Source organism: Enterobacter sp. DC1 (genome assembly GCF_000568075.1).
Classification (GTDB): domain Bacteria; phylum Pseudomonadota; class Gammaproteobacteria; order Enterobacterales; family Enterobacteriaceae; genus Enterobacter; species Enterobacter asburiae.
Genome location: NZ_AZUA01000004.1, coordinates 62,153 through 87,258, shown reverse-complemented (window position 1 = coordinate 87,258; position 25,106 = coordinate 62,153). Strand labels below are relative to the sequence as shown.

Annotated in this window: 22 protein-coding genes; 10 read left to right on the top strand and 12 right to left on the bottom strand. The window is 56.1% G+C overall.

The features are described from left to right. Positions 1-10: 10 nt before the first annotated feature. Positions 11-1,906 (top strand): pyruvate dehydrogenase complex dihydrolipoyllysine-residue acetyltransferase, encoded by a 1,896-nt coding sequence (gene aceF, locus P346_RS08240; RefSeq protein ID WP_032660647.1) that lies wholly within the window; start codon positions 11-13, stop codon positions 1,904-1,906. 175 nt (positions 1,907-2,081) lie between these two features. Beyond that, positions 2,082-3,506, top strand: coding sequence for a dihydrolipoyl dehydrogenase (gene lpdA, locus P346_RS08245; protein WP_003856313.1), 1,425 nt, complete (start codon positions 2,082-2,084; stop codon positions 3,504-3,506). Positions 3,507-3,559: 53 nt separating this feature from the next. Here lpdA and P346_RS08250 read toward each other — a convergent pair whose 3' ends face one another. Then, a complete protein-coding gene (locus P346_RS08250) occupies positions 3,560-4,351 on the bottom strand; it encodes a DUF2950 family protein (RefSeq protein ID WP_032660984.1) in 792 nt (263 codons plus the stop codon). Positions 4,352-4,361: 10 nt separating this feature from the next. Next, positions 4,362-5,918, bottom strand: a complete 1,557-nt coding sequence (locus P346_RS08255) for a DUF3300 domain-containing protein (protein ID WP_032660645.1) — start codon at positions 5,916-5,918, stop codon at positions 4,362-4,364. Between the two features lie 399 nt (positions 5,919-6,317). On the opposite strand from P346_RS08255, the gene acnB reads away from it, so the two are divergent. Both acnB and yacL read left to right on the top strand, forming a co-directional pair. Further along, the gene (gene acnB / locus P346_RS08260; protein WP_032660643.1) at positions 6,318-8,915 is read left to right on the top strand and encodes a bifunctional aconitate hydratase 2/2-methylisocitrate dehydratase; all 2,598 of its coding nucleotides are present in this window, start codon (positions 6,318-6,320) and stop codon (positions 8,913-8,915) included. 207 nt (positions 8,916-9,122) lie between these two features. Next, the gene (gene yacL / locus P346_RS08265; RefSeq protein WP_023310423.1) at positions 9,123-9,485 is read left to right on the top strand and encodes a protein YacL; all 363 of its coding nucleotides are present in this window, start codon (positions 9,123-9,125) and stop codon (positions 9,483-9,485) included. 31 nt (positions 9,486-9,516) lie between these two features. Here yacL and speD read toward each other — a convergent pair whose 3' ends face one another. The 3 genes from speD to P346_RS08280 form a co-directional block, all read right to left on the bottom strand. Beyond that, entirely contained in the window at positions 9,517-10,311 is a 795-nt protein-coding gene (gene speD, locus P346_RS08270; RefSeq protein WP_032649781.1) for an adenosylmethionine decarboxylase, read from the bottom strand. Further along, positions 10,312-11,181 (bottom strand): polyamine aminopropyltransferase, encoded by an 870-nt coding sequence (gene speE, locus P346_RS08275; protein ID WP_023310424.1) that lies wholly within the window; start codon positions 11,179-11,181, stop codon positions 10,312-10,314. It abuts the gene before it with no gap. Positions 11,182-11,296: 115 nt separating this feature from the next. Continuing rightward, positions 11,297-11,644, bottom strand: coding sequence for a YacC family pilotin-like protein (locus P346_RS08280; protein WP_014882582.1), 348 nt, complete (start codon positions 11,642-11,644; stop codon positions 11,297-11,299). A 145-nt stretch (positions 11,645-11,789) separates the two neighbouring features. Between P346_RS08280 and cueO the strand changes: the two genes are divergently transcribed. Further along, positions 11,790-13,358, top strand: a complete 1,569-nt coding sequence (cueO, locus tag P346_RS08285; RefSeq protein ID WP_032660641.1) for a multicopper oxidase CueO — start codon at positions 11,790-11,792, stop codon at positions 13,356-13,358. Between the two features lie 124 nt (positions 13,359-13,482). Here cueO and P346_RS08290 read toward each other — a convergent pair whose 3' ends face one another. Continuing rightward, complete coding sequence (locus tag P346_RS08290; protein ID WP_032660639.1) at positions 13,483-15,873, bottom strand: glucose/quinate/shikimate family membrane-bound PQQ-dependent dehydrogenase; 2,391 nt, start codon at positions 15,871-15,873, stop codon at positions 13,483-13,485. A gap of 208 nt (positions 15,874-16,081) precedes the next feature. On the opposite strand from P346_RS08290, the gene hpt reads away from it, so the two are divergent. Continuing rightward, the gene (hpt, locus tag P346_RS08295) at positions 16,082-16,618 is read left to right on the top strand and encodes a hypoxanthine phosphoribosyltransferase (RefSeq protein WP_032660636.1); all 537 of its coding nucleotides are present in this window, start codon (positions 16,082-16,084) and stop codon (positions 16,616-16,618) included. Between the two features lie 61 nt (positions 16,619-16,679). On the opposite strand, the gene can is transcribed toward hpt, so the two are convergent. Next, positions 16,680-17,342, bottom strand: coding sequence for a carbonate dehydratase (gene can / locus P346_RS08300; protein WP_008501947.1), 663 nt, complete (start codon positions 17,340-17,342; stop codon positions 16,680-16,682). A 107-nt stretch (positions 17,343-17,449) separates the two neighbouring features. Between can and P346_RS08305 the strand changes: the two genes are divergently transcribed. From P346_RS08305 to P346_RS08320, 4 genes are all read left to right on the top strand, one after another. Further along, on the top strand, positions 17,450-18,376 hold the full coding sequence (locus P346_RS08305; protein ID WP_032660633.1) for an ABC transporter ATP-binding protein: 927 nt from the start codon (positions 17,450-17,452) through the stop codon (positions 18,374-18,376). Continuing rightward, positions 18,373-19,143 (top strand): ABC transporter permease, encoded by a 771-nt coding sequence (locus tag P346_RS08310; RefSeq protein WP_023310428.1) that lies wholly within the window; start codon positions 18,373-18,375, stop codon positions 19,141-19,143. Before P346_RS08305 ends, P346_RS08310 begins: the two co-directional genes overlap by 4 nt. 104 nt (positions 19,144-19,247) lie before the next feature. Continuing rightward, positions 19,248-19,688 (top strand): PTS sugar transporter subunit IIA, encoded by a 441-nt coding sequence (locus tag P346_RS08315; protein WP_023310429.1) that lies wholly within the window; start codon positions 19,248-19,250, stop codon positions 19,686-19,688. A gap of 62 nt (positions 19,689-19,750) precedes the next feature. Next, positions 19,751-20,998: a polysaccharide deacetylase family protein gene (locus P346_RS08320; RefSeq protein WP_032660631.1), complete on the top strand. Its 1,248-nt coding sequence runs from the start codon at positions 19,751-19,753 to the stop codon at positions 20,996-20,998. A 3-nt stretch (positions 20,999-21,001) separates the two neighbouring features. Here P346_RS08320 and panD read toward each other — a convergent pair whose 3' ends face one another. From panD to pcnB, 5 genes are all read right to left on the bottom strand, one after another. Next, a complete protein-coding gene (gene panD, locus P346_RS08325; RefSeq protein ID WP_006810068.1) occupies positions 21,002-21,382 on the bottom strand; it encodes an aspartate 1-decarboxylase in 381 nt (126 codons plus the stop codon). Positions 21,383-21,415: 33 nt separating this feature from the next. Continuing rightward, complete coding sequence (panC, locus tag P346_RS08330; RefSeq protein ID WP_023310431.1) at positions 21,416-22,267, bottom strand: pantoate--beta-alanine ligase; 852 nt, start codon at positions 22,265-22,267, stop codon at positions 21,416-21,418. Positions 22,268-22,278: 11 nt separating this feature from the next. Then, the gene (panB, locus tag P346_RS08335; RefSeq protein WP_014882600.1) at positions 22,279-23,070 is read right to left on the bottom strand and encodes a 3-methyl-2-oxobutanoate hydroxymethyltransferase; all 792 of its coding nucleotides are present in this window, start codon (positions 23,068-23,070) and stop codon (positions 22,279-22,281) included. A 123-nt stretch (positions 23,071-23,193) separates the two neighbouring features. Next, positions 23,194-23,673 (bottom strand): 2-amino-4-hydroxy-6-hydroxymethyldihydropteridine diphosphokinase, encoded by a 480-nt coding sequence (gene folK / locus P346_RS08340; RefSeq protein WP_032660628.1) that lies wholly within the window; start codon positions 23,671-23,673, stop codon positions 23,194-23,196. Further along, the gene (gene pcnB, locus P346_RS08345) at positions 23,670-25,067 is read right to left on the bottom strand and encodes a polynucleotide adenylyltransferase PcnB (protein ID WP_084492158.1); all 1,398 of its coding nucleotides are present in this window, start codon (positions 25,065-25,067) and stop codon (positions 23,670-23,672) included. Before pcnB ends, folK begins: the two co-directional genes overlap by 4 nt. Positions 25,068-25,106 lie beyond the last annotated feature (39 nt).

Here is a 25,106-nt window from a genome sequence, read left to right as displayed (position 1 = left end):
TAAAAGAATAATGGCTATCGAAATCAATGTACCGGACATCGGGGCTGATGAAGTTGAAATCACCGAGATCCTGGTCAAAGTAGGCGACAAAGTTGAAGCTGAACAGTCGCTGATCACCGTAGAAGGCGACAAAGCCTCTATGGAAGTCCCGTCTCCTCAGGCTGGCATCGTTAAAGAGATCAAAGTCTCTGTTGGCGATAAAACCGAGACCGGCAAACTGATCATGATTTTCGATTCCGCCGACGGTGCAGCAGCTGCTGCACCTGCGCAGGAAGAGAAGAAAGCCGCTCCGGCCGCCGCTGCTCCAGCAGCTGCCGCGAGCGCGAAAGAAGTGAACGTGCCTGACATCGGCGGTGACGAAGTTGAAGTCACTGAAATCCTGGTGAAAGTGGGCGACACCGTTGCGGCCGAGCAGTCACTGATCACCGTAGAAGGCGACAAAGCCTCTATGGAAGTGCCAGCTCCTTTTGCCGGTACCGTTAAAGAGATCAAGATCAACACCGGCGACAAAGTGTCTACCGGGTCGCTTATCATGATCTTCGAAGTGGCGGGTGCTGCACCTGCTGCCGCGCCTGCGCAGGCCGCTGCTCCGGCTCCGGCTGCTGCACCAGCAGCTGCTGGCGGCGCGAAAGACGTTAACGTACCGGACATCGGCGGTGACGAAGTTGAAGTCACCGAAGTGATGGTGAAAGTGGGCGACAAAGTTGCCGCTGAACAGTCACTGATCACCGTTGAAGGCGACAAGGCTTCTATGGAAGTCCCTGCGCCGTTCGCGGGTACCGTTAAAGAGATCAAAATCAGCACCGGCGACAAAGTGTCTACCGGCTCTCTGATCATGGTCTTCGAAGTGGAAGGCGCTGCTCCTGCCGCAGCTCCGGCTGCCGCGGCTGCTCCAGCACCTGCTGCTGCACCGGCTCAGGCTGCTAAACCAGCCGCTGCCCCTGCTGCTAAAGCAGAAAAATCTGAGTTCGCTGAAAACGACGCTTACGTCCACGCTACCCCGCTGATTCGTCGCCTGGCGCGCGAATTCGGTGTGAACCTGGCGAAAGTGAAAGGGACCGGCCGTAAGGGTCGTATCCTGCGTGAAGACGTTCAGACCTACGTGAAAGACGCGGTGAAACGCGCCGAAGCTGCACCAGCTGCAGCCGCCGGTGGCGGTATCCCGGGCATGCTGCCATGGCCGAAAGTGGACTTCAGCAAGTTCGGCGAAATCGAAGAAGTGGAGCTGGGCCGCATCCAGAAAATCTCTGGTGCGAACCTGAGCCGTAACTGGGTAATGATCCCGCACGTTACGCACTTCGACAAAACCGATATCACCGATCTGGAAGCGTTCCGTAAACAGCAGAACGCTGAAGCTGAGAAGCGCAAACTGGACGTGAAATTCACCCCAGTGGTCTTCATCATGAAAGCCGTTGCCGCTGCCCTTGAGCAGATGCCACGCTTCAACAGCTCCCTGTCCGAAGACGGCCAGAAGCTGACGCTGAAGAAATACATCAACATCGGTGTTGCGGTTGATACGCCAAATGGTCTGGTTGTTCCGGTCTTCAAAGACGTGAACAAGAAGAGCATCACTGAGCTGTCCCGTGAACTGACCGTGATCTCCAAGAAAGCGCGTGATGGTAAGCTGACTGCCGGCGAAATGCAGGGTGGCTGCTTCACTATCTCCAGCATCGGCGGCCTGGGTACCACCCACTTCGCACCGATTGTTAACGCGCCGGAAGTGGCTATCCTCGGTGTGTCCAAGTCCGCGATGGAGCCGGTGTGGAACGGCAAAGAGTTCGTGCCGCGTCTGATGATGCCAATCTCTCTGTCCTTCGACCACCGCGTGATCGACGGTGCTGATGGTGCGCGCTTCATCACCATCATCAACAACACCCTGAGCGACATTCGCCGCCTGGTGATGTAATCGAAAAGCCGGCCAGTCGGCCGGCTTTTTTCTGATAATCTCATGGTGTTTGTGAGGTTATTGGCGAAAGCGAAAATTCGTGAGCCGTTTGTTGTTTCAAAATTGTTAACAATTTTGTAAACTGCGGGCGGATAGAACGACCCGGTGGACGACGGGTATAAATTAAGAGGTCATGATGAGCACAGAAATCAAAACTCAGGTCGTAGTACTTGGGGCAGGCCCGGCAGGTTACTCCGCAGCATTCCGTGCAGCGGATTTAGGTCTGGAAACCGTCATCGTAGAACGTTACAGCACCCTCGGCGGTGTTTGTCTGAACGTCGGCTGTATCCCTTCTAAAGCGCTGCTGCACGTAGCGAAAGTTATCGAAGAAGCCAAAGCGCTGGCTGAACACGGTATCGTCTTCGGCGAGCCGAAAACCGATATCGACAAAATTCGTACCTGGAAAGAGAAAGTTATCACTCAGCTGACCGGCGGTCTGGCGGGTATGGCCAAAGGCCGTAAAGTGAAAGTGGTAAACGGTCTGGGTAAATTCACCGGTGCGAACACCCTGGAAGTGGAAGGCGAAAACGGCAAAACCGTGATCAACTTCGACAACGCGATCATCGCGGCAGGCTCTCGCCCAATCGAACTGCCATTCATTCCGCATGAAGATCCACGCGTGTGGGATTCCACCGATGCTCTGGAGCTGAAAACCGTTCCTAAGCGTCTGCTGGTCATGGGCGGCGGTATCATCGGTCTGGAAATGGGTACCGTGTACCATGCTCTGGGTTCAGAGATCGACGTGGTTGAAATGTTCGACCAGGTTATCCCGGCTGCCGACAAAGACATCGTTAAAGTCTTCACCAAACGCATCAGCAAGAAATTCAACCTGATGCTGGAAACCAAAGTGACTGCCGTTGAAGCGAAAGAAGACGGTATTTACGTTTCCATGGAAGGCAAAAAAGCCCCATCCGAACCACAGCGTTACGACGCCGTGCTGGTGGCTATCGGCCGTGTGCCGAACGGTAAAAACCTCGACGCGGGCAAAGCTGGCGTGGAAGTGGACGACCGTGGCTTTATCCGCGTTGACAAGCAGCTGCGCACTAACGTGCCGCACATCTTTGCTATCGGCGATATCGTCGGTCAGCCAATGCTGGCGCACAAAGGTGTTCACGAAGGTCACGTTGCCGCTGAAGTTATCGCCGGCATGAAGCACTACTTCGATCCGAAAGTCATTCCATCTATCGCGTACACCGAGCCAGAAGTGGCATGGGTGGGTCTGACCGAGAAAGAAGCGAAAGAGAAAGGCATCAGCTACGAAACCGCCACCTTCCCGTGGGCTGCTTCTGGCCGTGCTATCGCTTCCGACTGCGCTGACGGTATGACCAAACTGATCTTCGACAAAGAGACTCACCGCGTGATCGGTGGTGCGATTGTCGGTACCAACGGCGGCGAGCTGCTGGGTGAAATCGGTCTGGCTATCGAAATGGGCTGTGACGCTGAAGACATCGCGCTGACCATCCACGCTCACCCGACTCTGCACGAGTCCGTGGGTCTGGCGGCAGAAGTGTTTGAAGGCAGCATCACCGACCTGCCAAACGCGAAAGCGAAGAAGAAATAAGTTTCTTCAGATAAAAAAAAGCGGCCAATGGCCGCTTTTTTTATGCGCGGCGTTTAGGGCGCCACCGGCTGCCAGGTTTTATCAGGGCCATAGGCGGCTAGCGCCCGGGCTTTCTGCTCTGAATCGCTGCCGAGATCGGACTGGTACACCTTGTCGTCCTGATTTATCACAAAGCTCATGACGCCCGTCTGGCCATAGCTGACCGGCCAGGCAACCATCGCGAAACCGTGATTGTCCGGCAGAATGCGGAAACGATAGCCGTGATAGCCGGTACCCGGCTCTTTCGGACTAAATGCCGGGCCGAGCGGGCTGGGCGCTTCGCCAGGCGAGGCTGGCCAGTACAAACCGTCTTTTTTCCCTTTCGAGCTGACAATCTTCTGCGCGTATTTCTGGTTCATCGCAAAATAGCTTTGCTGCGCATCAACATAGGCATGTAAGGCTTCAATGGCGGCGAGCTCGTTACGCCCGATTTCGCGGGTCAGGATCTCCTCAGCCCCTTCTTTGATGTCGAACTGCCAGCCGGCAGAGGTTTTGATCACCGGGATGGGTAGCTGCCAGCCGCTGTCTCCGACAACCAGATGCGCCGTATCCCCTTCGACAACCGTGTTGTGACGGACGTTCCAGTCGCGCAGGAAGCGATCGACAGCATCCGGATCAACGCCCTCAGGGGGCAGAAAATCGCGCCAGTTCTCTCCGAGCAGGTTGGTCATCGCGCTCTCATTTTGCTCACTGATGGCTTTGGCCAGCGCATCGGTTGCCTGAGCGGGCGTGCTAAAGGACTGCTGCGCCATCACCGAGGCCGAAAGCATGAATAACACCATTCCGCTGAGTAGTTTACGTTTCATGTCGATTCCCTTAGCGATGTCGAATTTCACGGCGTTCAGCACGTCCACCAGACGCCTGACGCGGCTGCTGCTGGCGAGCAGCAAGCTGTCTGCTTTGCGCGCCGCGCTGCTGCTGCGCCTGCCAGTTCGCGGAGCGGCTGTCGTTACCGCTCAGCGCATTGGCCCGCGGCTGGCTGCTTCGCTGCTGGAGAGAGCGTTGCTGCGCGGGCTGCGAAGCCCGCTTCTCTTGTCTCTGCGCGGTGGTCTGGCGGTTTTCTCGCTGCTGCGCTGTGCTACGCTTCGCCGTCTGCGGTTTGGTGTCGTAGCCGCGGTAGTTATTGCGCTGCGAAATCTGCTTCAGCTGTTCGCCTGAGGCCTGACGCTGCGCGTCTTTCGTTCCGGTGCGCGCCGTTTGGGGGAAGGTTTTGCCCGTAGATTTCTCCATCTGGCTCAGCGCTGCCTGGCGCTGGCTATCGCGGTTAACCGGTTTTTGCTGCGCTGAGCTGAGCCCTGTTGCCGCGTTGGTGGAGTGGAAGCGAGTGTTGAGCTGGTTAGTCGGGTAGGGCACGCCTTCCCGATAGGCCGGGTTGTGCTGCCAGGTGCGGTTGGCGTCCGTCAGGCGCTGTCCGCTGATTTTATTAAAGTTCTCAACGTTGATATTGATGTTGTTATCACCGTTGCGGTTATAGCCGCCGTGATTATCCCAGTCGCCATGGTGATGATCCCAGTCATCGTCATCATCCCAGTCGATGCTGCTGAAGATGGCATAGGTTGTGGCGACGCCCAGGCTGAAGCCTAAACCGTTTACGAAGCTGTTGCCAAACTGCTCCCCGGGTGTCGGCGGAAGATAGGTAGGCGGATAGGCGGTATTTGGCCAGGTCCCGTAAACCGTATTGGGGTTATAGGTAGGGACGTAAACAACCTGCGGATCGGCAGATTCAATTTTGATTACCGTTGGAGCGGGGGCGGACGTCGTGGCTGTCGTTGTCTCGGTGGCGCTGGTTTTCGCTGGCGCCGGTTTGGTCACGGTGGTGACGGTCTGCTGGGGCGTGGATTGTAAAGCGCCGGTCTTCTGCGCCAGCGCGCGCAGGCGCTGAACGGAATCCATCACGTCCTTCGGCTGCGCGAGAAACGCATCACCCAGATTTTGCACCCACGGCGGGTTTTCACCCATCAGGGACATAAGCTGAGGAAACGCGACCAGCGATTTTACGCTGGGATCCCAGGGCTGGCTGGCAACGGCCTGAATCGCGGCGTCCCCTTCCATTTTAGGGTTGTCTTTGGACCACTGAGCCGCCTGGATCACGTTGGCCGGATAGGTCGACGCCATTAAAATTTGCGACAGCAGGGCATCCGGGTAGAGCGCGATGGGAGCAACCCATTGATCGATTTGCGCGGCAGTATAGGCTGGCGCGACAACAGGGGCGGGCTGGGCTGCGGCAGGCGCAGGTGCAGCCGGTTGTTGTGCGACGGGAGCCGGCGCAGCGGGATCCGTGGCGCGGCCTTTGACAAACATGACGCCTGAGGCGGCAAACAGCCCGGCACTGCACAGAAGGACGAGCAGATGTGGCTTAAAGGGCAACTTCATAAGATGACTCCAACGAGACAAGCGCTGTGCCGTGAGGCGTTACGGTTGGCGTGAGTATTATTCACCCGTCTTTTACAGTTTTGACTTTTATTGGGAAGCGTCCGATACGTCCGGATAAAGAGTGTGAGTATTTATTACACAATTATATCTGATGAAGAAAAAACTGAAGCGTCACGGTGCAGAAGATAACGCAAAAAGATGCGCTGAATCCCCGCTACACCATGCTTAACGATTCAGCAAATTTTTTAATGTTGCTTTTTTGTAAACGGATTAACACTGTGCAGAAATCCTGCTATGCTGCCCGACGCGGTATCGGGCATTTACCCTACAAACTGCTGTCTCACAGGAGCGTGAAGAGAACGCCCGCCGCATATGACAATGAGAGCGAGGAGAACCGTCGTGCTAGAAGAATACCGTAAGCACGTAGCAGAACGTGCCGCCGAGGGAATTGTACCCAAACCTTTAGATGCAACCCAAATGGCCGCGCTCGTCGAGCTGCTGAAGAACCCGCCTAAGGGCGAAGAAGAATTCCTGTTAGATCTGCTGATCAACCGCGTACCGCCTGGCGTAGATGAAGCTGCCTACGTAAAAGCCGGATTCCTTGCCGCTATCGCCAAAGGCGAAGCCACCTCCCCACTGGTTACTCCTGAAAAAGCCATTGAACTGCTCGGCACCATGCAGGGTGGTTACAACATTCATCCGCTGATTGACGCGCTGGATAACGACAAGCTGGCACCGATTGCCGCTAAAGCGCTCTCTTCCACGCTGCTGATGTTCGATAACTTCTACGATGTGGAAGAAAAAGCCAAAGCAGGCAACGTCTATGCGAAGCAGGTGATGCAGTCCTGGGCTGATGCTGAATGGTTCCTGAACCGCCCTGCGCTGGCTGAAAAAATCACCGTTACCGTCTTTAAAGTGACCGGTGAAACCAACACCGATGACCTCTCTCCGGCGCCGGACGCGTGGTCTCGCCCGGATATCCCTCTGCACGCTCTGGCGATGCTGAAAAACGCCCGTGAAGGTATTGAGCCGGATCAGCCGGGCAGCGTCGGCCCGATCAAACAGATCGAAGCCCTGCAGAAAAAAGGGTTCCCGCTGGCCTATGTGGGTGATGTTGTGGGTACCGGTTCTTCCCGTAAGTCCGCAACCAACTCCGTGCTGTGGTTCATGGGCGACGACATTCCGCACGTGCCAAACAAGCGCGGCGGCGGCCTGTGCCTCGGCGGCAAAATTGCGCCAATCTTCTTCAACACCATGGAAGATGCGGGCGCACTGCCGATCGAAGTGGATGTTTCTAACCTGAACATGGGCGACGTGATTGACGTTTACCCGTACAAAGGCGAAGTGCGCAACCACGAGACCAACGAGCTGCTGGCAAGCTTCGAGCTGAAAACCGACGTGCTGATCGACGAAGTGCGCGCCGGTGGCCGTATCCCGCTGATTATTGGTCGTGGCCTGACCACCAAAGCGCGTGAAGCGCTGGGTCTGCCGCACTCTGACGTTTTCCGTCAGGCGAAAGACGTGGCGGAAAGCGACCGCGGCTACTCGCTGGCGCAGAAAATGGTTGGCCGCGCGTGCGGCGTAGCCGGTATTCGTCCTGGCGCGTACTGCGAGCCGAAGATGACCTCCGTGGGCTCTCAGGACACCACTGGCCCAATGACCCGTGACGAACTGAAAGACCTGGCGTGCCTGGGCTTCTCTTCCGATCTGGTGATGCAGTCATTCTGCCACACGGCGGCCTATCCGAAGCCGGTTGACGTGACCACGCACCATACTCTGCCAGACTTCATCATGAACCGCGGCGGCGTTTCCCTGCGTCCGGGTGACGGCGTGATCCACTCCTGGCTGAACCGCATGCTGCTGCCGGATACCGTGGGTACCGGCGGTGATTCTCATACCCGTTTCCCAATCGGTATCTCCTTCCCGGCGGGCTCCGGTCTGGTGGCGTTTGCTGCGGCGACCGGCGTGATGCCGCTGGATATGCCGGAATCGGTGCTGGTGCGCTTCAAAGGTAAAATGCAGCCGGGTATCACCCTGCGCGACCTGGTTCACGCGATCCCGCTGTATGCGATTAAACAGGGCCTGCTGACCGTTGAGAAGAAAGGGAAGAAAAACATCTTCTCTGGCCGCATTCTGGAAATCGAAGGTCTGCCGGATCTGAAAGTAGAGCAGGCGTTCGAGCTGACCGATGCTTCCGCCGAGCGCTCTGCGGCGGGCTGTACGATCAAGCTGAACAAAGAGCCGATTATTGAGTATCTGACCTCCAACATCGTGCTGCTGAAGTGGATGATTGCAGAAGGCTACGGCGACCGTCGTACGCTGGAGCGTCGTATCCAGGGCATGGAAAAATGGCTGGCCGATCCGCAGCTGCTGGAAGCCGATGCTGACGCAGAGTACGCGGCGGTGATCGACATCGATCTGGCGGATATCAAAGAGCCAATCCTGTGTGCACCTAACGATCCTGACGACGCGCGTCCGCTGTCTGAGGTTCAGGGCGAGAAGATCGACGAAGTGTTCATCGGATCCTGTATGACCAACATCGGTCACTTCCGTGCTGCCGGTAAGCTGCTGGATACCCACAAAGGCCAGCTGCCAACCCGTCTGTGGGTGGCGCCGCCAACCCGTATGGACGCGGCACAGCTGACCGAAGAGGGCTACTACAGCGTGTTTGGTAAGAGCGGGGCGCGTATCGAAATCCCTGGCTGTTCCCTGTGTATGGGCAACCAGGCGCGCGTAGCGGACGGTGCGACGGTGGTTTCCACCTCTACCCGTAACTTCCCGAACCGTTTAGGTACCGGTGCGAACGTCTTCCTGGCTTCTGCGGAGCTGGCGGCGGTTGCGGCGCTGATTGGCAAACTGCCAACGCCGGAAGAGTACCAGACCTTTGTGGCTCAGGTGGATAAGACTGCGGTGGATACCTATCGCTATCTGAACTTCGATCAGCTTTCTCAGTACACCGAGAAGGCCGACGGGGTTATCTTCCAGACGGCAGTATAAATGCTACCCTCTCCCGTAGGAGAGGGGCTGGGGGTGAGGGCACCAGACCGCACCTGACCCATTGCCCGGTGGCGCTACGCTTACCGGGCCTACAAAACCCATCGCAACGCCGGTGGGTTTTTTATTTTCATTCCTCCCACCTCTCACGCTTTTTTTCTTCCTCGCTGCTGCGATAATTATCTTAATGGCTTTGCAGAGGAAAACACTATGGATTACGAATTTCTGCGCGACATCACCGGAGTGGTGAAAGTGCGTATGTCGATGGGCCACGAAGCCGTTGGACACTGGTTTAACGAAGAGGTGAAAGAAAATCTCGCACTTCTTGATGAGGTTGAACAGGCGGCAAATACGGTGAAAGGCAGTGAACGATCCTGGCAGCGCGCCGGGCATGAATACACGCTGTGGATGGACGGTGAAGAGGTCATGGTGCGTGCCAACCAGCTCGAGTTTTCAGGTGACGAGATGGAAGAGGGGATGAGCTACTATGACGAAGAGAGCCTGTCGATGTGCGGAGTGGAAGACTTCCTTCAGGTCGTGAACGCCTACCGTGACTTTATGAAACAGAAATAACAGACCGGAGCATCCCTGCTCCGGCTTGCTCTTACACGGCCGGAATATTGCGGCCGTAGTAAATCTCGCGCATCTCTTTCCAGAGCAGGTCGGTAATCGCCTTACGCTCTTCTTCGCTCAAATCTTCCGGCTTCGTGTGGAACATGTAGTGCTTAAGGTCAAATTCCTTAAGTAACATCTTGGTATGGAAGATGTTTTCCTGGTACACGTTCACGTCCATCATGTCGTACAGCGATTTCATGTCCTCGGACATAAAGTTCTGGATGGAGTTGATCTCGTGGTCGATGAAATGCTTCATGCCGTTGATATCGCGAGTAAAACCACGCACGCGATAATCAATGGTGACTATGTCCGATTCCAGCTGGTGGATTAAATAGTTCAGCGCGTTCAGCGGGGAAATCACGCCGCAGGTCGACACTTCAATATCGGCGCGGAACGTGCATAGCCCGCCTTCCGGGTGACTCTCCGGGTAGGTGTGAACGCAGATATGGCTTTTATCCAGGTGGGCCACGACCACCTCCGGCAGCGGGCCCGGATGTTCAGTTTTGTCGATAAGCTTCGGGTCGACCGGCTCTTCGCTGACCAGAATGGTCACGCTGGCGCCCTGAGGTTCATAATCCTGTCGGGCGATGTTCAGGATGTTTGCGCCGATAATGGAACAGGTTTCTGACAGGATCTCGGTCAGACGGTTGGCGTTGTAGAGTTCGTCGATATAGGCGATGTAACCATCGCGTTCTTCCGCTGTTTTGGCATAGCAGATATCGTAAATACAAAAACTCAGGCTTTTCGTCAGGTTGTTAAAGCCATGCAGTTTAAGCTTTTTCAATTAGCTCACCCCCTTAGTGGATAATGCGTCCTGCAGGTACTGCGGCAGGGCAAACGCTGCGGTGTGAATTGCCGGATTGTAGTATCGGCACTGAAGACCGGCCTGATGGAAGCGGGCCTGAATAATTTCGGTGGAGAGATGGCGTAATACGTCGTTATCCGTCGCCCAGGCAAAGGTCATGATCCCGCCGTAGTACGTCGGAATAGCGGCCTGGTAGAAGCTGACGTCATCGAAATAGGTGCTGAGCTTACGATGGCTGTCGAGCGCCTCATCCTGCTGCAGGAAGCAGACGCCATTTTGTGCGACGAAGATCCCGCCTGGGTTCAGGCAGCGCTTGCAGCCTTCGTAGAAGGAGGAGGTAAACAGCGACGCGCCGGGGCCGATAGGGTCGGTGCAGTCGGAGATAATAACGTCAAAGGTCTGCGAGGTCTGGTTAACAAAGTTAACGCCGTCGTCAATCACCAGGCTAAAGCGCGGATCGTCATAGCTGCCGGCATTGTGGTTGGGCAGGTACTGGCGGCAGAAAGAGACGACGCCCGCATCAATTTCCACCATGGTGATGGTTTCAATGGAACGATGGCGGGACACTTCACGCAGCATTGCGCCGTCGCCGCCGCCGATAATCAGGACATGCTTCGCGTGTCCGTGCGCCAGCAGCGGAACGTGGGTCATCATTTCGTGATAGATAAACTCGTCGCGCTCGGTGGTTTGCACCACGCCATCCAGCGCCATCACGCGGCCAAAGGCGGCGTTTTCGAAGATGATGAGATCCTGGTGATCGGTTTTCTCATGATAGAGCACGTTATCAACGGCAAAGTACTGACCAAACTGGTCATGCAGTGTTTCATGCCACAACGTGTGGTCGGCCATACGCGGACTCCTCCTTTGTTAACATCCGTTACGCTCACAAAAAATGAGCGAAACATGATAGCTAACTATAACCGTGGTTGCACGGCTATAGGTTCAACAGGGGGCGTCGGGAAGGTTATTTGACGTAGGCGAGCAGGCTGAGTGAGTCGCGAGCCAGCGCTTTGCATTTTTTGGCAGTGGGAATACCAATACCGCTCAAGTCACGGTAGCTGTCTTCGCCGAGCGCCTTCATGTCGAAGCTGTCGTAGTTGCTGAGATCCCACTGGTTTTGCTGGGCAAAAAAGACCAGCGCGCGGCGAATCTGCCCGTTGGGTAAATTCTGGTAGCCACAATCATTTTTCAGGAATACAAAAACCGCCGTTAAATCGGCCATATCTTCCGCTTCATTTTCACTTAGCGCATAGCTGTTCGCACACATTGCCATCAGGCTTCCGAACAAAATTGTCCTGAAAAACGTCTTCATTGCTTCTACCACTTCTTCACGGAAAATTAACGTTAGCATACTTGATGCCGGTGCGACGATCTTTATTATTGCCGCTTGACTTGACCTTCCGGTAAGGGGAGGGTTTATGCTCAAAAGATCGCCTGCTGGAAATAAGGAAATGAACATGCAACGTCGTGATTTTTTAAAATATTCCGCTGTGCTGGGGGCTGCCAGCGCATTACCACTCTGGAGCCGCGCGGTTTTAGCGGCCGACAGGCCTGCCTTACCCATCCCTGACTTACTGACCGCTGACGCCCGCAGCCGTATCCAGCTTGTGGTTCAGGCCGGTAAAACGACGTTCGGCGAGCACAGCGCCACGACGTGGGGTTATAACGGCAATTTGCTCGGTCCGGCGCTTCAGCTACGTAAAGGGAAAGCGGTGACGGTGGATATCCACAACACGCTCGCCGAAGAGACGACGCTGCACTGGCACGGGCTGGAAGTGCCGGGCGAGGTGGACGGCGGGCCGCAGGGCATCATCAAAGCGGGCGGTACGCGCAGCGTGACCTTTACGCCCGATCAGTGCGCGGCGACCTGCTGGTTCCACCCGCATCAGCACGGCAAGACGGGCCGTCAGGTAGCGATGGGGCTGGCGGGGCTGGTGCTGATTGAAGACGACGAAAGCCGCCTGCTGCGCCTGCCGAAACAGTGGGGCATCGACGACGTACCGGTGATTGTGCAGGACAAGAAATTCAACGCTGACGGGCAAATTGACTATCAGCTGGACGTGATGAGCGCGGCGGTAGGCTGGTTTGGCGACACGCTGCTGACCAACGGCGCCATTTACCCTCAGCACGCCGCGCCGAAAGGCTGGCTGCGCCTGCGCCTGCTCAACGGCTGTAACGCGCGCTCGCTGAATTTCGCCGCCAGCGATAAACGTCCGCTGTATGTGGTAGCCAGTGACGGCGGCCTGCTGCCGGAGCCGGTGAAGGTGAGCGAGCTGCCGATGCTCATGGGCGAACGCTTCGAGGTGCTGGTGGATATCAGCGACGGCAAGCCGTTTGACCTCGTGACGCTCCCGGTGAGCCAGATGGGGATGGCGGTCGCACCGTTTGATAAGCCGCATCCGGTGCTGCGTATTCAGCCGCTGCTGGTGGCTGCATCCGGCACGCTGCCTGATACGTTAACCACATTGCCAGCCCTCCCGTCGCTGGAGGGGTTTACGCAGCGCAAGCTGCAGCTCTCCATGAACCCGATGCTCGATATGATGGGCATGCAGGCGCTGATGGCGAAATATGGCGATAAGGCGATGGCGGGGATGCAGCACGGCCAGATGATGGGCCACATGAATATGGACCACGGCAAAATGGGCGACATGGGGAATATGAATCACGGCGACCATGGTTTTGATTTCCACAACGCCAACATGATCAACGGCAAAGCGTTTGATATGAACACGCCGATGTTTGCAGCGACAAAAGGTCAGCTTGAGCGCTGGGTGATTTCAGGCGAAGGGGACATGATGCTGCATCCGTTCCATATCCACGGCACCCAGTTCCGCATTCTCACAGAGAACGGTAAAGCGCCGGATGCGCATCGCGCGGGCTGGAAAGATACGGTGAAGGTAGAAGGCGGCGTCAGCGAGGTGCTGGTGAAGTTTGACCACGACGCGCCGAAGGAGTTTGCCTATATGGCGCACTGCCACCTGCTGGAGCATGAAGATACGGGGATGATGCTCGGGTTCACTGTTTAAAACAGTGCGGCCTGATGCCCTCTCCCACGGGGAGAGGGAACAAACACAAAAACGGCAACCGAGGTTGCCGTTTTGCATCTTTCCGTAGGCCGGGTAAGGCGTAGCCGCCACCCGGCTTTTTCAGTTACTTGTTTTCGTCAGGCAACGCATACGCGACGATATAGTCGCCCATCTTCGTGCCAAACGAACCGTGACCGCCCGCTGAGATGACAACGTACTGCTTGCCATTCACTTCATAGGTCATCGGCGTAGCCTGTCCACCAGCCGGCAGTCGGCCCTGCCACAGTTTTTCACCGTTGGTCATGTTGTACGCGCGCAGGTAGTTATCTGCGGTTGCCGCGATGAACAGCACGTTACCGGCGGTGGAAATTGGGCCACCCAGCATTGGCATACCCATATTGAACGGCACCGGAACCGGCATCGGGAACGGCATGCTGTCCTGTGGCGTACCAATACGTTTTTTCCATACGATCTGGTTAGTTTTCAGATCCAGACCGGAGATATAACCCCAGGCCGGCTGTTTACACGGCAGACCAAACGGAGACAGGAACGGGTTCAGCGTTACGCCAAACGGCACGCCGTACTGCGGCTGAATGCCGGCTTCGGTACCGCTGCCTTTCGCGTCTTTCGGCTGCTCCATTGGGTTGCCCGGACCGCGTGGGATCAGGCGGGAAACGAACGGCAGCGCCATCGGGTTGGCAATCGCCACCTGACGGTTAGGGTCAACGGAGATCCCGCCCCACTCGAACATCCCCAGGTTACCCGGGAAGACCAGCGTGCCCTGCTCAGACGGCGGCGTGAAGATGCCTTCATAGCGCAGCTGGTGGAACATCACGCGGCACACCAGCTGGTCAAACATGGTGGCCCCCCACATGTCTGCACCGCTGAGGTCTTTCTTCGGACGGAAGCTCAGGTCAGAGAACGGCTGCGTTTTGCTGACGTAATCGCCTTTCGCCGCGCCCTGCGGAACCGGTTTTTCCGGTGCAGGGACAACCAGCTTACCGTTGCTGCGATCCAGCACGAAGATGTTGCCCGTCTTGGCCGGAGCGTAAATCACCGGCACGGTTTTGCCGTCAACGGTAATGTCCGCCAGCGTCGGCTGGGACGGCATATCCATATCCCACAGATCGTGGTGAACGGTCTGGTAGCTCCACGCCAGCTTGCCGGTGGTCGCGTTCAGCGCCACGATAGCGCTCGCGTAACGCTCCTGCTCCGGCGTGCGGTTACCGCCCCAGATATCTGGCGTGGTCACGCCCATTGGCAGGTAGACCAGGTCCAGCTTCGCGTCATACGCCGCCGGTGCCCAGGAGTTTGGCGAGTTAAAGGTAAAGGTGTGCTCGTCCGACGGGATCGCGTTTGGATCTTTCGCGCCCGGGTCGAACGCCCACAGCAGTTTACCGGTGTTCACGTCGAAACCACGGATAACGCCGGAGGTTTCACGCGTGGAGAAGTTGTCCGTTACCGAACCGGCAATCACGATAGTTTTATCGGTAATGATTGGCGGTGAGGTTGGCTCATACAGACCCGGCGTGGTGTCCGGCATGTTGGTCTGCAGGTTCAGGATACCTTTGTTGGCAAAGGTTTCGCACAGCTTGCCCGTTTCGGCGTTGATGGCGAACAGACGGCCATCGTTCACCGGCAGCATGATGCGGCGAGGACAGTCGGCAACCACTTCCGGGCTCGCATTATCGGCGCGCGCTTCGTGGTAAGAGACGCCGCGGCAGGTGACGTGCTGGAAGGACGGGTTGGAGTTCAGCTGCGGATCGAAGTGCCATTTCTCTTTACCGGTGGCCGCGTCGAGCGCGAACAGACGCTGGTGCGCCGTACACAGATAAAGCATGTTGCCAACTTTAATCGGCGTGACTTCGTTGGTCAGCTCGCCCGGATCGTTCGGCATCTTCACATCGCCGGTACGGAATACCCAGGCTTCCTTCAGGTTTTTAACGTTGTCCGCGTTGATCTGCTTCAGCGGAGAGTAGCGTTGACCTTCCTGATTACGACCATACGCAGGCCAGTCGCCGTCAGCGACCTGGGAGATAGCCGCAGCAGGCGTGGATTCCGCGTTCAGCGTACCGTTGATCTCCTGCGGGTCGTTAAAACCGGCCCAGGTCAGAATGCCGCCGGTAATCAGCAGGGCAACAACCAGGCCCGCCACCGCACCGCTGGAAGGCACAATCAGGCGACGCCACACGAACGGCAGGATCAGCCAGATACCGAAGAAGACCAGGATATCGCTGCGCGGCGTCAGTGCCCAGAAGTCGAACCCGACTTCCCAGACGCCCCAGATCATGGTGGCAAGAAGGAGGGCGGCATACAGCCACAGTGCAGATTGTTTTCTACGCAACAGCAGGACGGTTACGGCAACCATAACCAGACCCGCAATCGGGTAGTACCAGGAGCCGCCTAAAGCGACCAGCCAGACGCCACCGATTAACAGATACAGCGCGCAGAAGGCTGCGAATGCGGCTGTTAATGTTACCAGTAGACGCGGCTGTTTAGAGTTTGTTTCAGCCATAGAAAGTGTACTCGTCAGTTTTTGTTAATAATTTGCTAGCAACTAATTATAGGTATTAACAAGTGTGATCGGAATCACAATATTTGCTTTTTATAACTCATACGCCAGGGTTATCCATTTGCTGATATAATGGCTGGCTTGCGTATCAGTGCTGGATATTAACTCATCCGTATTGAGAGATTTTCACTAAAATCATTTGGTTAGTAATATGAAACATACTGTTGAAGTGATGATCCCGGAAGCCGAGATCAAAGCGCGTATCGCCGAACTGGGTCGTCAAATCACCGAACAATACAAGGACAGCGGCAGCGAAATGGTGCTGGTCGGTCTGTTGCGCGGCTCTTTCATGTTCATGGCAGACCTGTGCCGTGAAGTGCATGTGCCCCATGAGGTCGATTTTATGACCGCCTCCAGCTACGGCAGCGGCATGTCCACTACCCGTGATGTGAAAATCCTGAAAGATCTGGATGAAGATATTCGTGGCAAAGATGTGTTGATCGTTGAGGACATCATCGACTCCGGCAACACGCTGTCAAAAGTGCGCGAGATCCTGAGCCTGCGCGAGCCAAAATCTCTGGCGATTTGTACGCTGCTGGATAAACCCGACCGTCGTGAAGTGCAGGTGCCGGTAGAGTTCGTGGGCTTCTCGATTCCGGACGAATTCGTCGTCGGTTACGGCATTGACTACGCGCAGCGTTATCGTCATCTGCCGTATGTGGGTAAAGTGGTATTGCTGGACGAGTAGTCGAGGGCTGATGCCCTCACCCCGGCCCTCTCCCATAGGGAGAGGGAGAAAATCCCCGGCTTTATTTATGGTTCACATGCTTAAGCTGAAGGTTGGCAATCCCCGAACGGTAACGCTGCTCCAGCGTTTCGCGGTTGGTGGCGGTCACTTCAAGATTGCGCAGCAGGCCATCGTGAATACCGTACGCCCAGCCGTGGATAGAGACCTTCTGACCGCGTTTCCACGCTGATTGCATGATCGTTGAGTGGCCCAGGTTATACACCTGCTCCATCACGTTGAGTTCGCAAAGGGTATCCATGCGACGCTCCTGCGGCATTTCGCCCAGCAGTGAGCTATGTTTGAACCAGATATCGCGGATGTGCAGTAGCCAGTTATCAATGAGCCCCAGCTCCGTGTTTTCAACCGCCGCCTGCACGCCGCCGCAGCCATAATGGCCGCAAATGATGATGTGCTCGACTTGCAGAACGTCCACGGCATACTGAACAACAGAAAGACAGTTGAGATCGGTGTGAATCACGAGATTGGCGACATTACGGTGGACAAACAGTTCGCCGGGTTCAAGGCCGGTCAGGCGCTCCGCCGGTACGCGGCTGTCGGAACATCCAATCCAGAGAAAGCGTGGGTTCTGAGCCTGCGCGAGTTTTCCAAAAAATCCGGGGTCTTCCTCCACCAGCATTTTTGACCATAGTGCATTGTTGCTGATGAGTGTATCTATGTTGTTCATGGAGGTTAGCGACCTGTAACCGAGTTATTGCGTTGCGCTACTATAGGGTAACCCGACTTTTAATGAAACCACACAACGTGTGTAAGAACTGAAGGTAAGTTAATTTCATGGCAATTGCACTGGAGCTTGAGCAGCTTAAAAAAACCTATCCGGGTGGCGTTCAGGCGCTACGCGGAATAGATCTTAAAGTAGAGGCCGGCGATTTTTACGCGCTTCTGGGGCCGAACGGGGCGGGGAAATCGACCACCATTGGGATTATCAGCTCGCTGGTCAATAAAACGTCCGGCCGGGTGAGCGTCTTTGGGTACGACCTGCAAAAAGATGTGGTGAACGCCAAGCGCCAGCTGGGGCTGGTTCCGCAGGAGTTCAACTTCAACCCGTTCGAGACGGTGCAGCAGATTGTCGTTAACCAGGCGGGCTATTACGGCGTTGAGCGCAAAGAGGCCCTGGAGCGTAGCGAAAAATACCTCAAGCAGCTCGACCTGTGGGAAAAGCGTAACGAACGCGCGCGCATGTTGTCCGGCGGGATGAAGCGCCGCCTGATGATCGCCCGTGCGCTGATGCACGAGCCAAAGCTGCTGATCCTCGATGAACCGACAGCGGGTGTCGATATCGAACTTCGTCGTTCCATGTGGGGCTTCCTGAAAGATCTCAACGACAAAGGCACCACCATTATTCTGACCACCCACTACCTGGAAGAGGCTGAAATGCTGTGCCGCAATATCGGCATCATTCAGAACGGCGAGCTGGTGGAAAACACCTCGATGAAGAATCTGCTCTCCAAGCTGAAATCCGAAACCTTCATTCTCGATCTGGCGGCGAAAAGCGCGCTGCCAAAACTTGAAGGTTACAACTATCGTCTGGTAGATACCTCGACGCTGGAAGTGGAAGTGCTGCGCGAGCAGGGGATTAACAGCGTGTTCTCACAGCTGAGCGCGCAGGGGATTCAGGTTTTAAGTATGCGTAATAAAGCGAACCGACTGGAAGAGCTGTTTGTCTCTCTGGTACATGACAAACAAGGAGACAAGGCATGACGCATCTTTACTGGGTCGCGCTGAAAAGTATCTGGGCGAAAGAGATCAACCGCTTTATGCGTATCTGGGTGCAAACCCTGGTGCCGCCGGTCATCACGATGACGCTCTATTTCATCATCTTCGGTAATCTGATTGGTTCCCGGATTGGTGAGATGCACGGCTTTACCTATATGCAGTTTATCGTGCCGGGCCTGATCATGATGGCGGTGATCACCAACGCCTATGCCAACGTGGCGTCGTCGTTCTTCAGCGCCAAGTTCCAGCGCAATATTGAAGAGCTTCTGGTCGCGCCGGTGCCGACGCACGTCATTATCGCGGGCTATGTTGGCGGCGGCGTGGCGCGCGGGCTGTGCGTGGGGATCCTGGTCACGGCGATTTCGCTGTTCTTCGTGCCGTTCCAGGTCCACTCGTGGCTGTTTGTCGCGCTGACGCTGCTTCTGACGGCGATCCTGTTCTCGCTGGCCGGTCTGCTGAACGCCGTGTTCGCCAAAACGTTTGACGACATCAGCCTGATCCCGACCTTCGTGCTGACGCCGCTGACCTATCTCGGCGGGGTGTTCTACTCCCTGACGCTGCTGCCACCGTTCTGGCAGGCGCTGTCGCACCTGAACCCGATTGTCTACATGATCAGCGGCTTCCGCTTTGGCTTCCTCGGTATCACTGACGTGCCGCTGTTTACCACGGTGGCGGTGCTGGTGGTGTTTATCATCGCCTTCTACCTGCTCTGCTGGTCGCTGATCCAGCGCGGACGCGGGCTGCGCAGCTAATCTTTTGCCCGGCGACGTTCTGTTTGCCGGGCACTTTCTTTGACAGTTATCACCGTAAGCTAACCTTCACTCCGCTAAACTACTTGCCTGCTAAGGAGGGAGTTATGCTGGGATGGGTTATCACCTGCCACGATGAACAGGCGCAGGAAATGCTGGATAAGCTTGAAGCCAGATTTGGCCCGCTGGTGCAATGCCGGGCGGTAAACTACTGGCGCGGGTTGAGCACCAACATGCTGAGCCGCATGATGTGCGATGCCCTGCATGAAACGGACACCGGTGATGGCGTGATTTTTCTTACCGATAAATCGGGCGCGGCGCCTTACCGCGCAGCCGCGTTGCTGAGCCATAAGCACGCGTGCTGTGAAGTGATCTCGGGTATTAACCTCTCCCTGCTGGCCTTAATGTATCCGCAGCGTGGATCCTTAAGCAGCGCTGAGTTTCGCCAGGCCATCGTGGCGCAGGGCGTTCCGGGCGTCAGCAGCTTGTGGCATCAGCAGCAAAAAAATCCTCCTTTCGTCCTGCTCCACGATTTGTATAAGAATTAAACGTTGGTATTGATGTCTCATTTGTTACAATAGCGGCAGTTTCCCGCACCGATTAAGACACCATGCTACCGCGCATTCTTTTCTTGCTATTGATGCTCATTTCCGGCGTCAGCTCAGCCAGTTTACTCAGCCAGCAAACGCTGCCTGCCCAGTACATGCAAACCACCGAAGACGCGGCGATCTGGGCGCAGGTGGGGAACAGCGTGATCAACGTCGGTAACGTGCGCGCCGGGCAGATCCTGGCCGTCGTGCCCGCGGCGGCGGACTACTACGAATTTCGCTTCGGTTTTGGCTCGGGGTTTATCGACAAGGGGCACCTGGAGCCGGTTCAGGGGAAACAGCGCGTCGAGGACAGCCTCGGGGATCTCAATAAGCCCCTGAGCAATCAGAACCTCATTACCTGGAAAGACACGCCGGTGTATAACGCGCCGTCGAGCGGCAGCGCGCCGTTCGGCACATTAAGCGCCAATCTGCGCTATCCGATACTGAATAAACTGAAAGACCGTCTGAATCAGACCTGGTTCCAGATCCGCATCGGCAATCGTCTGGCGTGGATCAGCAGCCTGGACGCGCAGGAAGATAATGGGCTTCCGATTCTGACCTACCATCATATTCTGCGTGATGAAGAGAACACCCGTTTTCGACATACGTCCACGACCACCAGCGTACGTGCGTTCAACAACCAGATGGCCTGGCTACGCGATCAGGGCTATACCACCCTGACGATGTACCAGCTTGAAGGATACGTGCGTAACAAAATGAACCTGCCTGCAAAATCGGTGGTGATTACCTTTGACGACGGCCTGAAATCCGTAAGCCGCTATGCCTATCCTGTGCTGAAAGAGTACGGCTTCAAGGCTACCGCGTTTATTATCTCTTCCCGCATAAAAGGCCATCCGCAGAAGTGGGATCCAAAATCGCTGCAGTTTATGAGCGTACAGGAGATTAAGGGGATTCAGGATGTGTTCGATATTCAGTCTCACACCCACTTCCTGCACCGCGTGGATGGGTATAAACACCCGATTTTACTGAGCCGCAGCTATCACGTGATTTTGTTTGATTTTGAACGCTCGCGTCGCGCGCTGGCGCAGTTTAATCCACGCGTGCTCTATCTTTCCTATCCGTTTGGCGGCTACGACAATAAAGCGATAAAGGCGGCGAATGATGCCGGTTTCCATCTGGCGGTGACGACGGTGAAAGGGAAGGTGAAGCCGGGGGATAATCCGTTCTTACTGAAACGCCTGTACATCTTAAGAACGGATTCGCTGGAGACCATGTCGCGGCTGATCAGCAATCAGCCGCAGGGATAGTGCTTAAGCAACCTGAACCGGAATCGCCTTCGCGGTACGTTTCATGTCGTTGTCGCCTTCAAAGTAGGCAACTTTCGGCTGCCAGCGGCGCGCTTCTTCATCAGACATCATCACGAAGCTGGCGATAATCACAATATCGCCCACGTCCGCGCAGTGCGCTGCCGCGCCGTTAACGGAGATGATTTTAGACCCGCGCTCGGCGGCGATGGCGTAGGTTGAGAAACGTTTGCCGTTGTTAACGTTCCAGATATCAATCGCTTCGTTTTCAAGGATGCCCGCAGCATCAAGGAAATCCTGGTCGATGGCGCAGGAGCCTTCATAGTGCAGGTCGGCCTGGGTGACTTTCACACGGTGAAGCTTACCTTGCAGCATTTTGCGAATCATTACGTTTACCTTTCATCTTCCGGGTAGAGAAACCTACGCCAGTTCAACCACTTTGTTGTCGATTAGGCGGGCCTGACCTAGCCATGCCGCCACCAGAATGACCGCACGTTTGCTGGTCTGTGTAAGCTCCAGAAGCGTGTCGGCATCGCGAATTTGAATATCATCAGCGCGGAAGCCTTTATCGTTCAGCGCCTGTTCAGCCAGAGCAATAATCTCTTCGGCAGTTAACTCTTTCGCCAGCAGCTGTTCTGCCATGGTGTTCATGACCTTGCTTAAGCCCGGCGCGATTTTACGCTGGTCGGCGGTCAGGTAGCCATTTCGCGAGCTGAGCGCCAGACCGTCTTTGGCGCGTACAATCGGCACGCCGACAATCTCGATATCGTAGCCCATATCCGCAACCATCTTGCGGATCAGCGCCAGCTGCTGGAAATCTTTCTCACCGAAGCAGGCAACGTCCGGCTGCACCAGGTTGAACAGCTTGCTGACGATGGTCGAGACGCCGCGGAAATGACCCGGGCGGCTTGCGCCTTCCAGCATGGTGGAAATGCCCGGTACGTCAACGTAAGTGGCCTCATCGGTACCCTGAGGATAGACATCCGCCGGTGCCGGAGAGAAGACAATATCCGCATGGCGTTTTTTGAGCTTCTCGCAATCTTCCTGCAGGGTGCGCGGATAGCGTGCCAGATCGTCGGCGCGGTCAAACTGCATTGGGTTAACGAAGATACTGACCACCACGATATCTGCACGGGCTCTTGCCTCGTCAACCAGCTTCATATGGCCGTCATGCAGGTTGCCCATGGTTGGGACCAGTGCGATACGTTTACCTTCCTGACGCGCGCGACGGATATGCTGGCGCAGCAGCGGCAGGGTTTCAATGATTAGCACAACGAGACTCCTTAATGGAAACTGTGTTCTTCACCCGGGTAAACACCGGATTCAACGTCGGCAATATACTGCCTGACCGCAGCGCGCATGTCGCCCGCTTCGGTGAGGAAATTTTTGGCAAACTTTGGAATATGCCCGCCGGTGATGCCAAAGGCGTCGTGCATCACCAGGATCTGACCGTCGGTCACGTTGCCTGCGCCAATACCAATTACCGGAATCGACAGGGCTTCAGTAATACGCTTCGCCAGCTCAACCGGCACGCACTCCAGCACCAGCAGCTGGGCGCCTGCGGCTTCCAGCGCCAGGGCATCATCAAACAGCGTCTGGGCGGCGTCACCGCGGCCCTGCACCTTATAGCCACCAAAGATGTTGACGGACTGCGGCGTCAAGCCCAAATGGCCGCATACCGGCACGGCGCGCTCGGTGAGCATCTTCACCGTATCCACCAGCCAGGCGCCGCCTTCAATTTTGACCATGTTAGCGCCAGCACGCATGACCGCTGCCGCGTTTTCGAATGCCTGCTCCGGCGTGGCATAGGCCATAAACGGCAGATCGGAAAGCAGCAGGCAGGCTGGAGCCCCGCGGCGCACCGCACGCGTGTGGTAAGCGATATCCTCAACCGTGACCGGCAGGGTGGAATCATGTCCTTGTACCGTCATCCCTAACGAATCTCCGACCAGCATGACGTTGATACCCTCTTCGGCAAAGAGTTTGGCGAAGCTGTAGTCATACGCGGTGATGGTGGCGAAGCGTTTTTTTTCCTGTTTGCATTTCTGCAGTAAGGAGATGGTGGTTGGTTTCATACTGTTTCCTGATAGCCCAAAAGCGAATCTTTGCGCATTCTAACAGTAACATTCGGGGGAACAATGATTTTAGGTAACCGATTAGCCACAATTATTTTGAGGTTAATCGGCAGAGGAACCGGATCACCAGCGGGCGGGTTTTTCCGCGTTGAGGCCGTCCAGAGTGGACTTGAGCGAGATGCCGTCCGGGAAGATGAGATCGGGGGCGACTTCAAACAGCGGCCAGAGCATAAACCCGCGGTTTTTCATGTCGTAATGCGGAACGGTGAGACGTTCAGTGTTAATGGTCTCGTGGCCAAACAGCATAATGTCGAGGTCCAGCGTGCGCGGTCCCCAGCGCTCGGCTTTGCGTACGCGGCCCTGCTGCAGTTCGATGCGCTGGGTGTTATCCAGCAGCGTGTCGGCATCAAGGGCAGTTTCCAGCACCACGGCGGCATTGAGATAATCAGGCTGATCCTGCGGACCCAGCGGCGGCGTGCGGTAGAAAGAGGAGACCGCCACGATCTCGCTTTGCGGGATCTCCCCCAGCGCCTGTACGGCAGCGTTCACCTGCTCCAGCGGAGAGGCTAAATTGCTGCCGATGGCGATATACGCGAGGGTCATGCTGTCCCTTCACGACGCGGCGCGCGCTTACGCGGACGACGATGGCGGCGACGCGGTTCCGGCTCTTCATCCAGCCCGGTGAGCATGTCTTTTTGCTCCGGCGGGGCGGAAACCTGGAATTCAGCCCACCACTGCGCCAGGCGCTGCAGCTCCTGGTTGCGTTCAATTTCAGCACGCAGCGACAGCAGATCGAAGGCGGCGCGGAATTTTGGATGCTCCATCAGCTTCCAGGCGCGTTTGCCCTGACGACGGGACATGCGCAGCTGAAGCTGCCAGATATCGCGTACCAGCGTGGTAATACGTTTTGGAATAGCGAGCGTACGGCACCCTTCGTCCAGCACGTCGTTTGCGGCCAGCGCGAAGGCATCATAGTAGGCAAGCCCGCTCTCCTGGGTAATTCGCTGTGCCGTTTCCAGCAGCGGATACCAGAACATCGCCGCAAACAGGAACGCCGGATTGACGCGCATGTCGTTGCGAATACGGGTATCGGTATTTTTCAGCACCTGCGCAATCATCCGCTCCATTGGGCTGTCACCGCTTTCGGTAAAGTAGCGGGTAATGGTCGGGAACAGGGGCTGGAACAGGTTGTATTCGCGCAGCAGATTGTAGGTTTCAAAGCCGTGGCCAGCCTGCAGCAGCTTCAGCGCCTCTTCAAACAGGCGGGCAGGCGGCACGTCGTTAATCAACGTCGCCAGACGCGGAATAGGCTCTGCCGTTTCCGGGCTGATGCGCATATTAAGCTTGGCGGCGAAACGCACGGCGCGCAGCATACGCACGGGATCTTCGCGATAGCGCGTTTCCGGCGTGCCGATCAGACGGATCAGACCTTCTTTCAGGTCCTGCATGCCGCCGACGTAATCGCGCACGGTGAAATCCGCCACGCTGTAGTAAAGGCTATTGATGGTGAAATCGCGGCGCTGAGCATCTTCTTCGATAGAGCCGAAGATGTTATCGCGCAGCAGCATGCCGTTCTGGCCCTGCTGTGACGTCGTGCGATCCGATACGCCCGCTTCGTGGTGGCCGCGGAACGTCGCCACTTCGATGATTTCCGGCCCAAACATCACGTGAGCCAGACGGAAACGGCGGCCAACGAGACGGCAGTTGCGGAATAATTTGCGCACCTGTTCAGGCGTGGCGCTGGTCGTCACGTCGAAATCTTTTGGTTTTTTGCCCAGCAGTAAATCACGTACTCCACCGCCCACGAGATAGGCCTCGTAGCCCGCTTTATTCAGACGATAGAGCACCTTGAGGGCATTTTCACTGATATCTTTGCGGGAAATAGTGTGCTGCTCACGCGGAATAACCGACATGTGTGGCTGTGCAATAGCATCGTTCGCCATGCTCTCTTCGCGGCTTAGCACTTTACGGCAAAAATTAGCGACTCGGGTAAAAATGGTACACCTCGTAGTGTGTTTTGTTATGAAAAAAGCGGC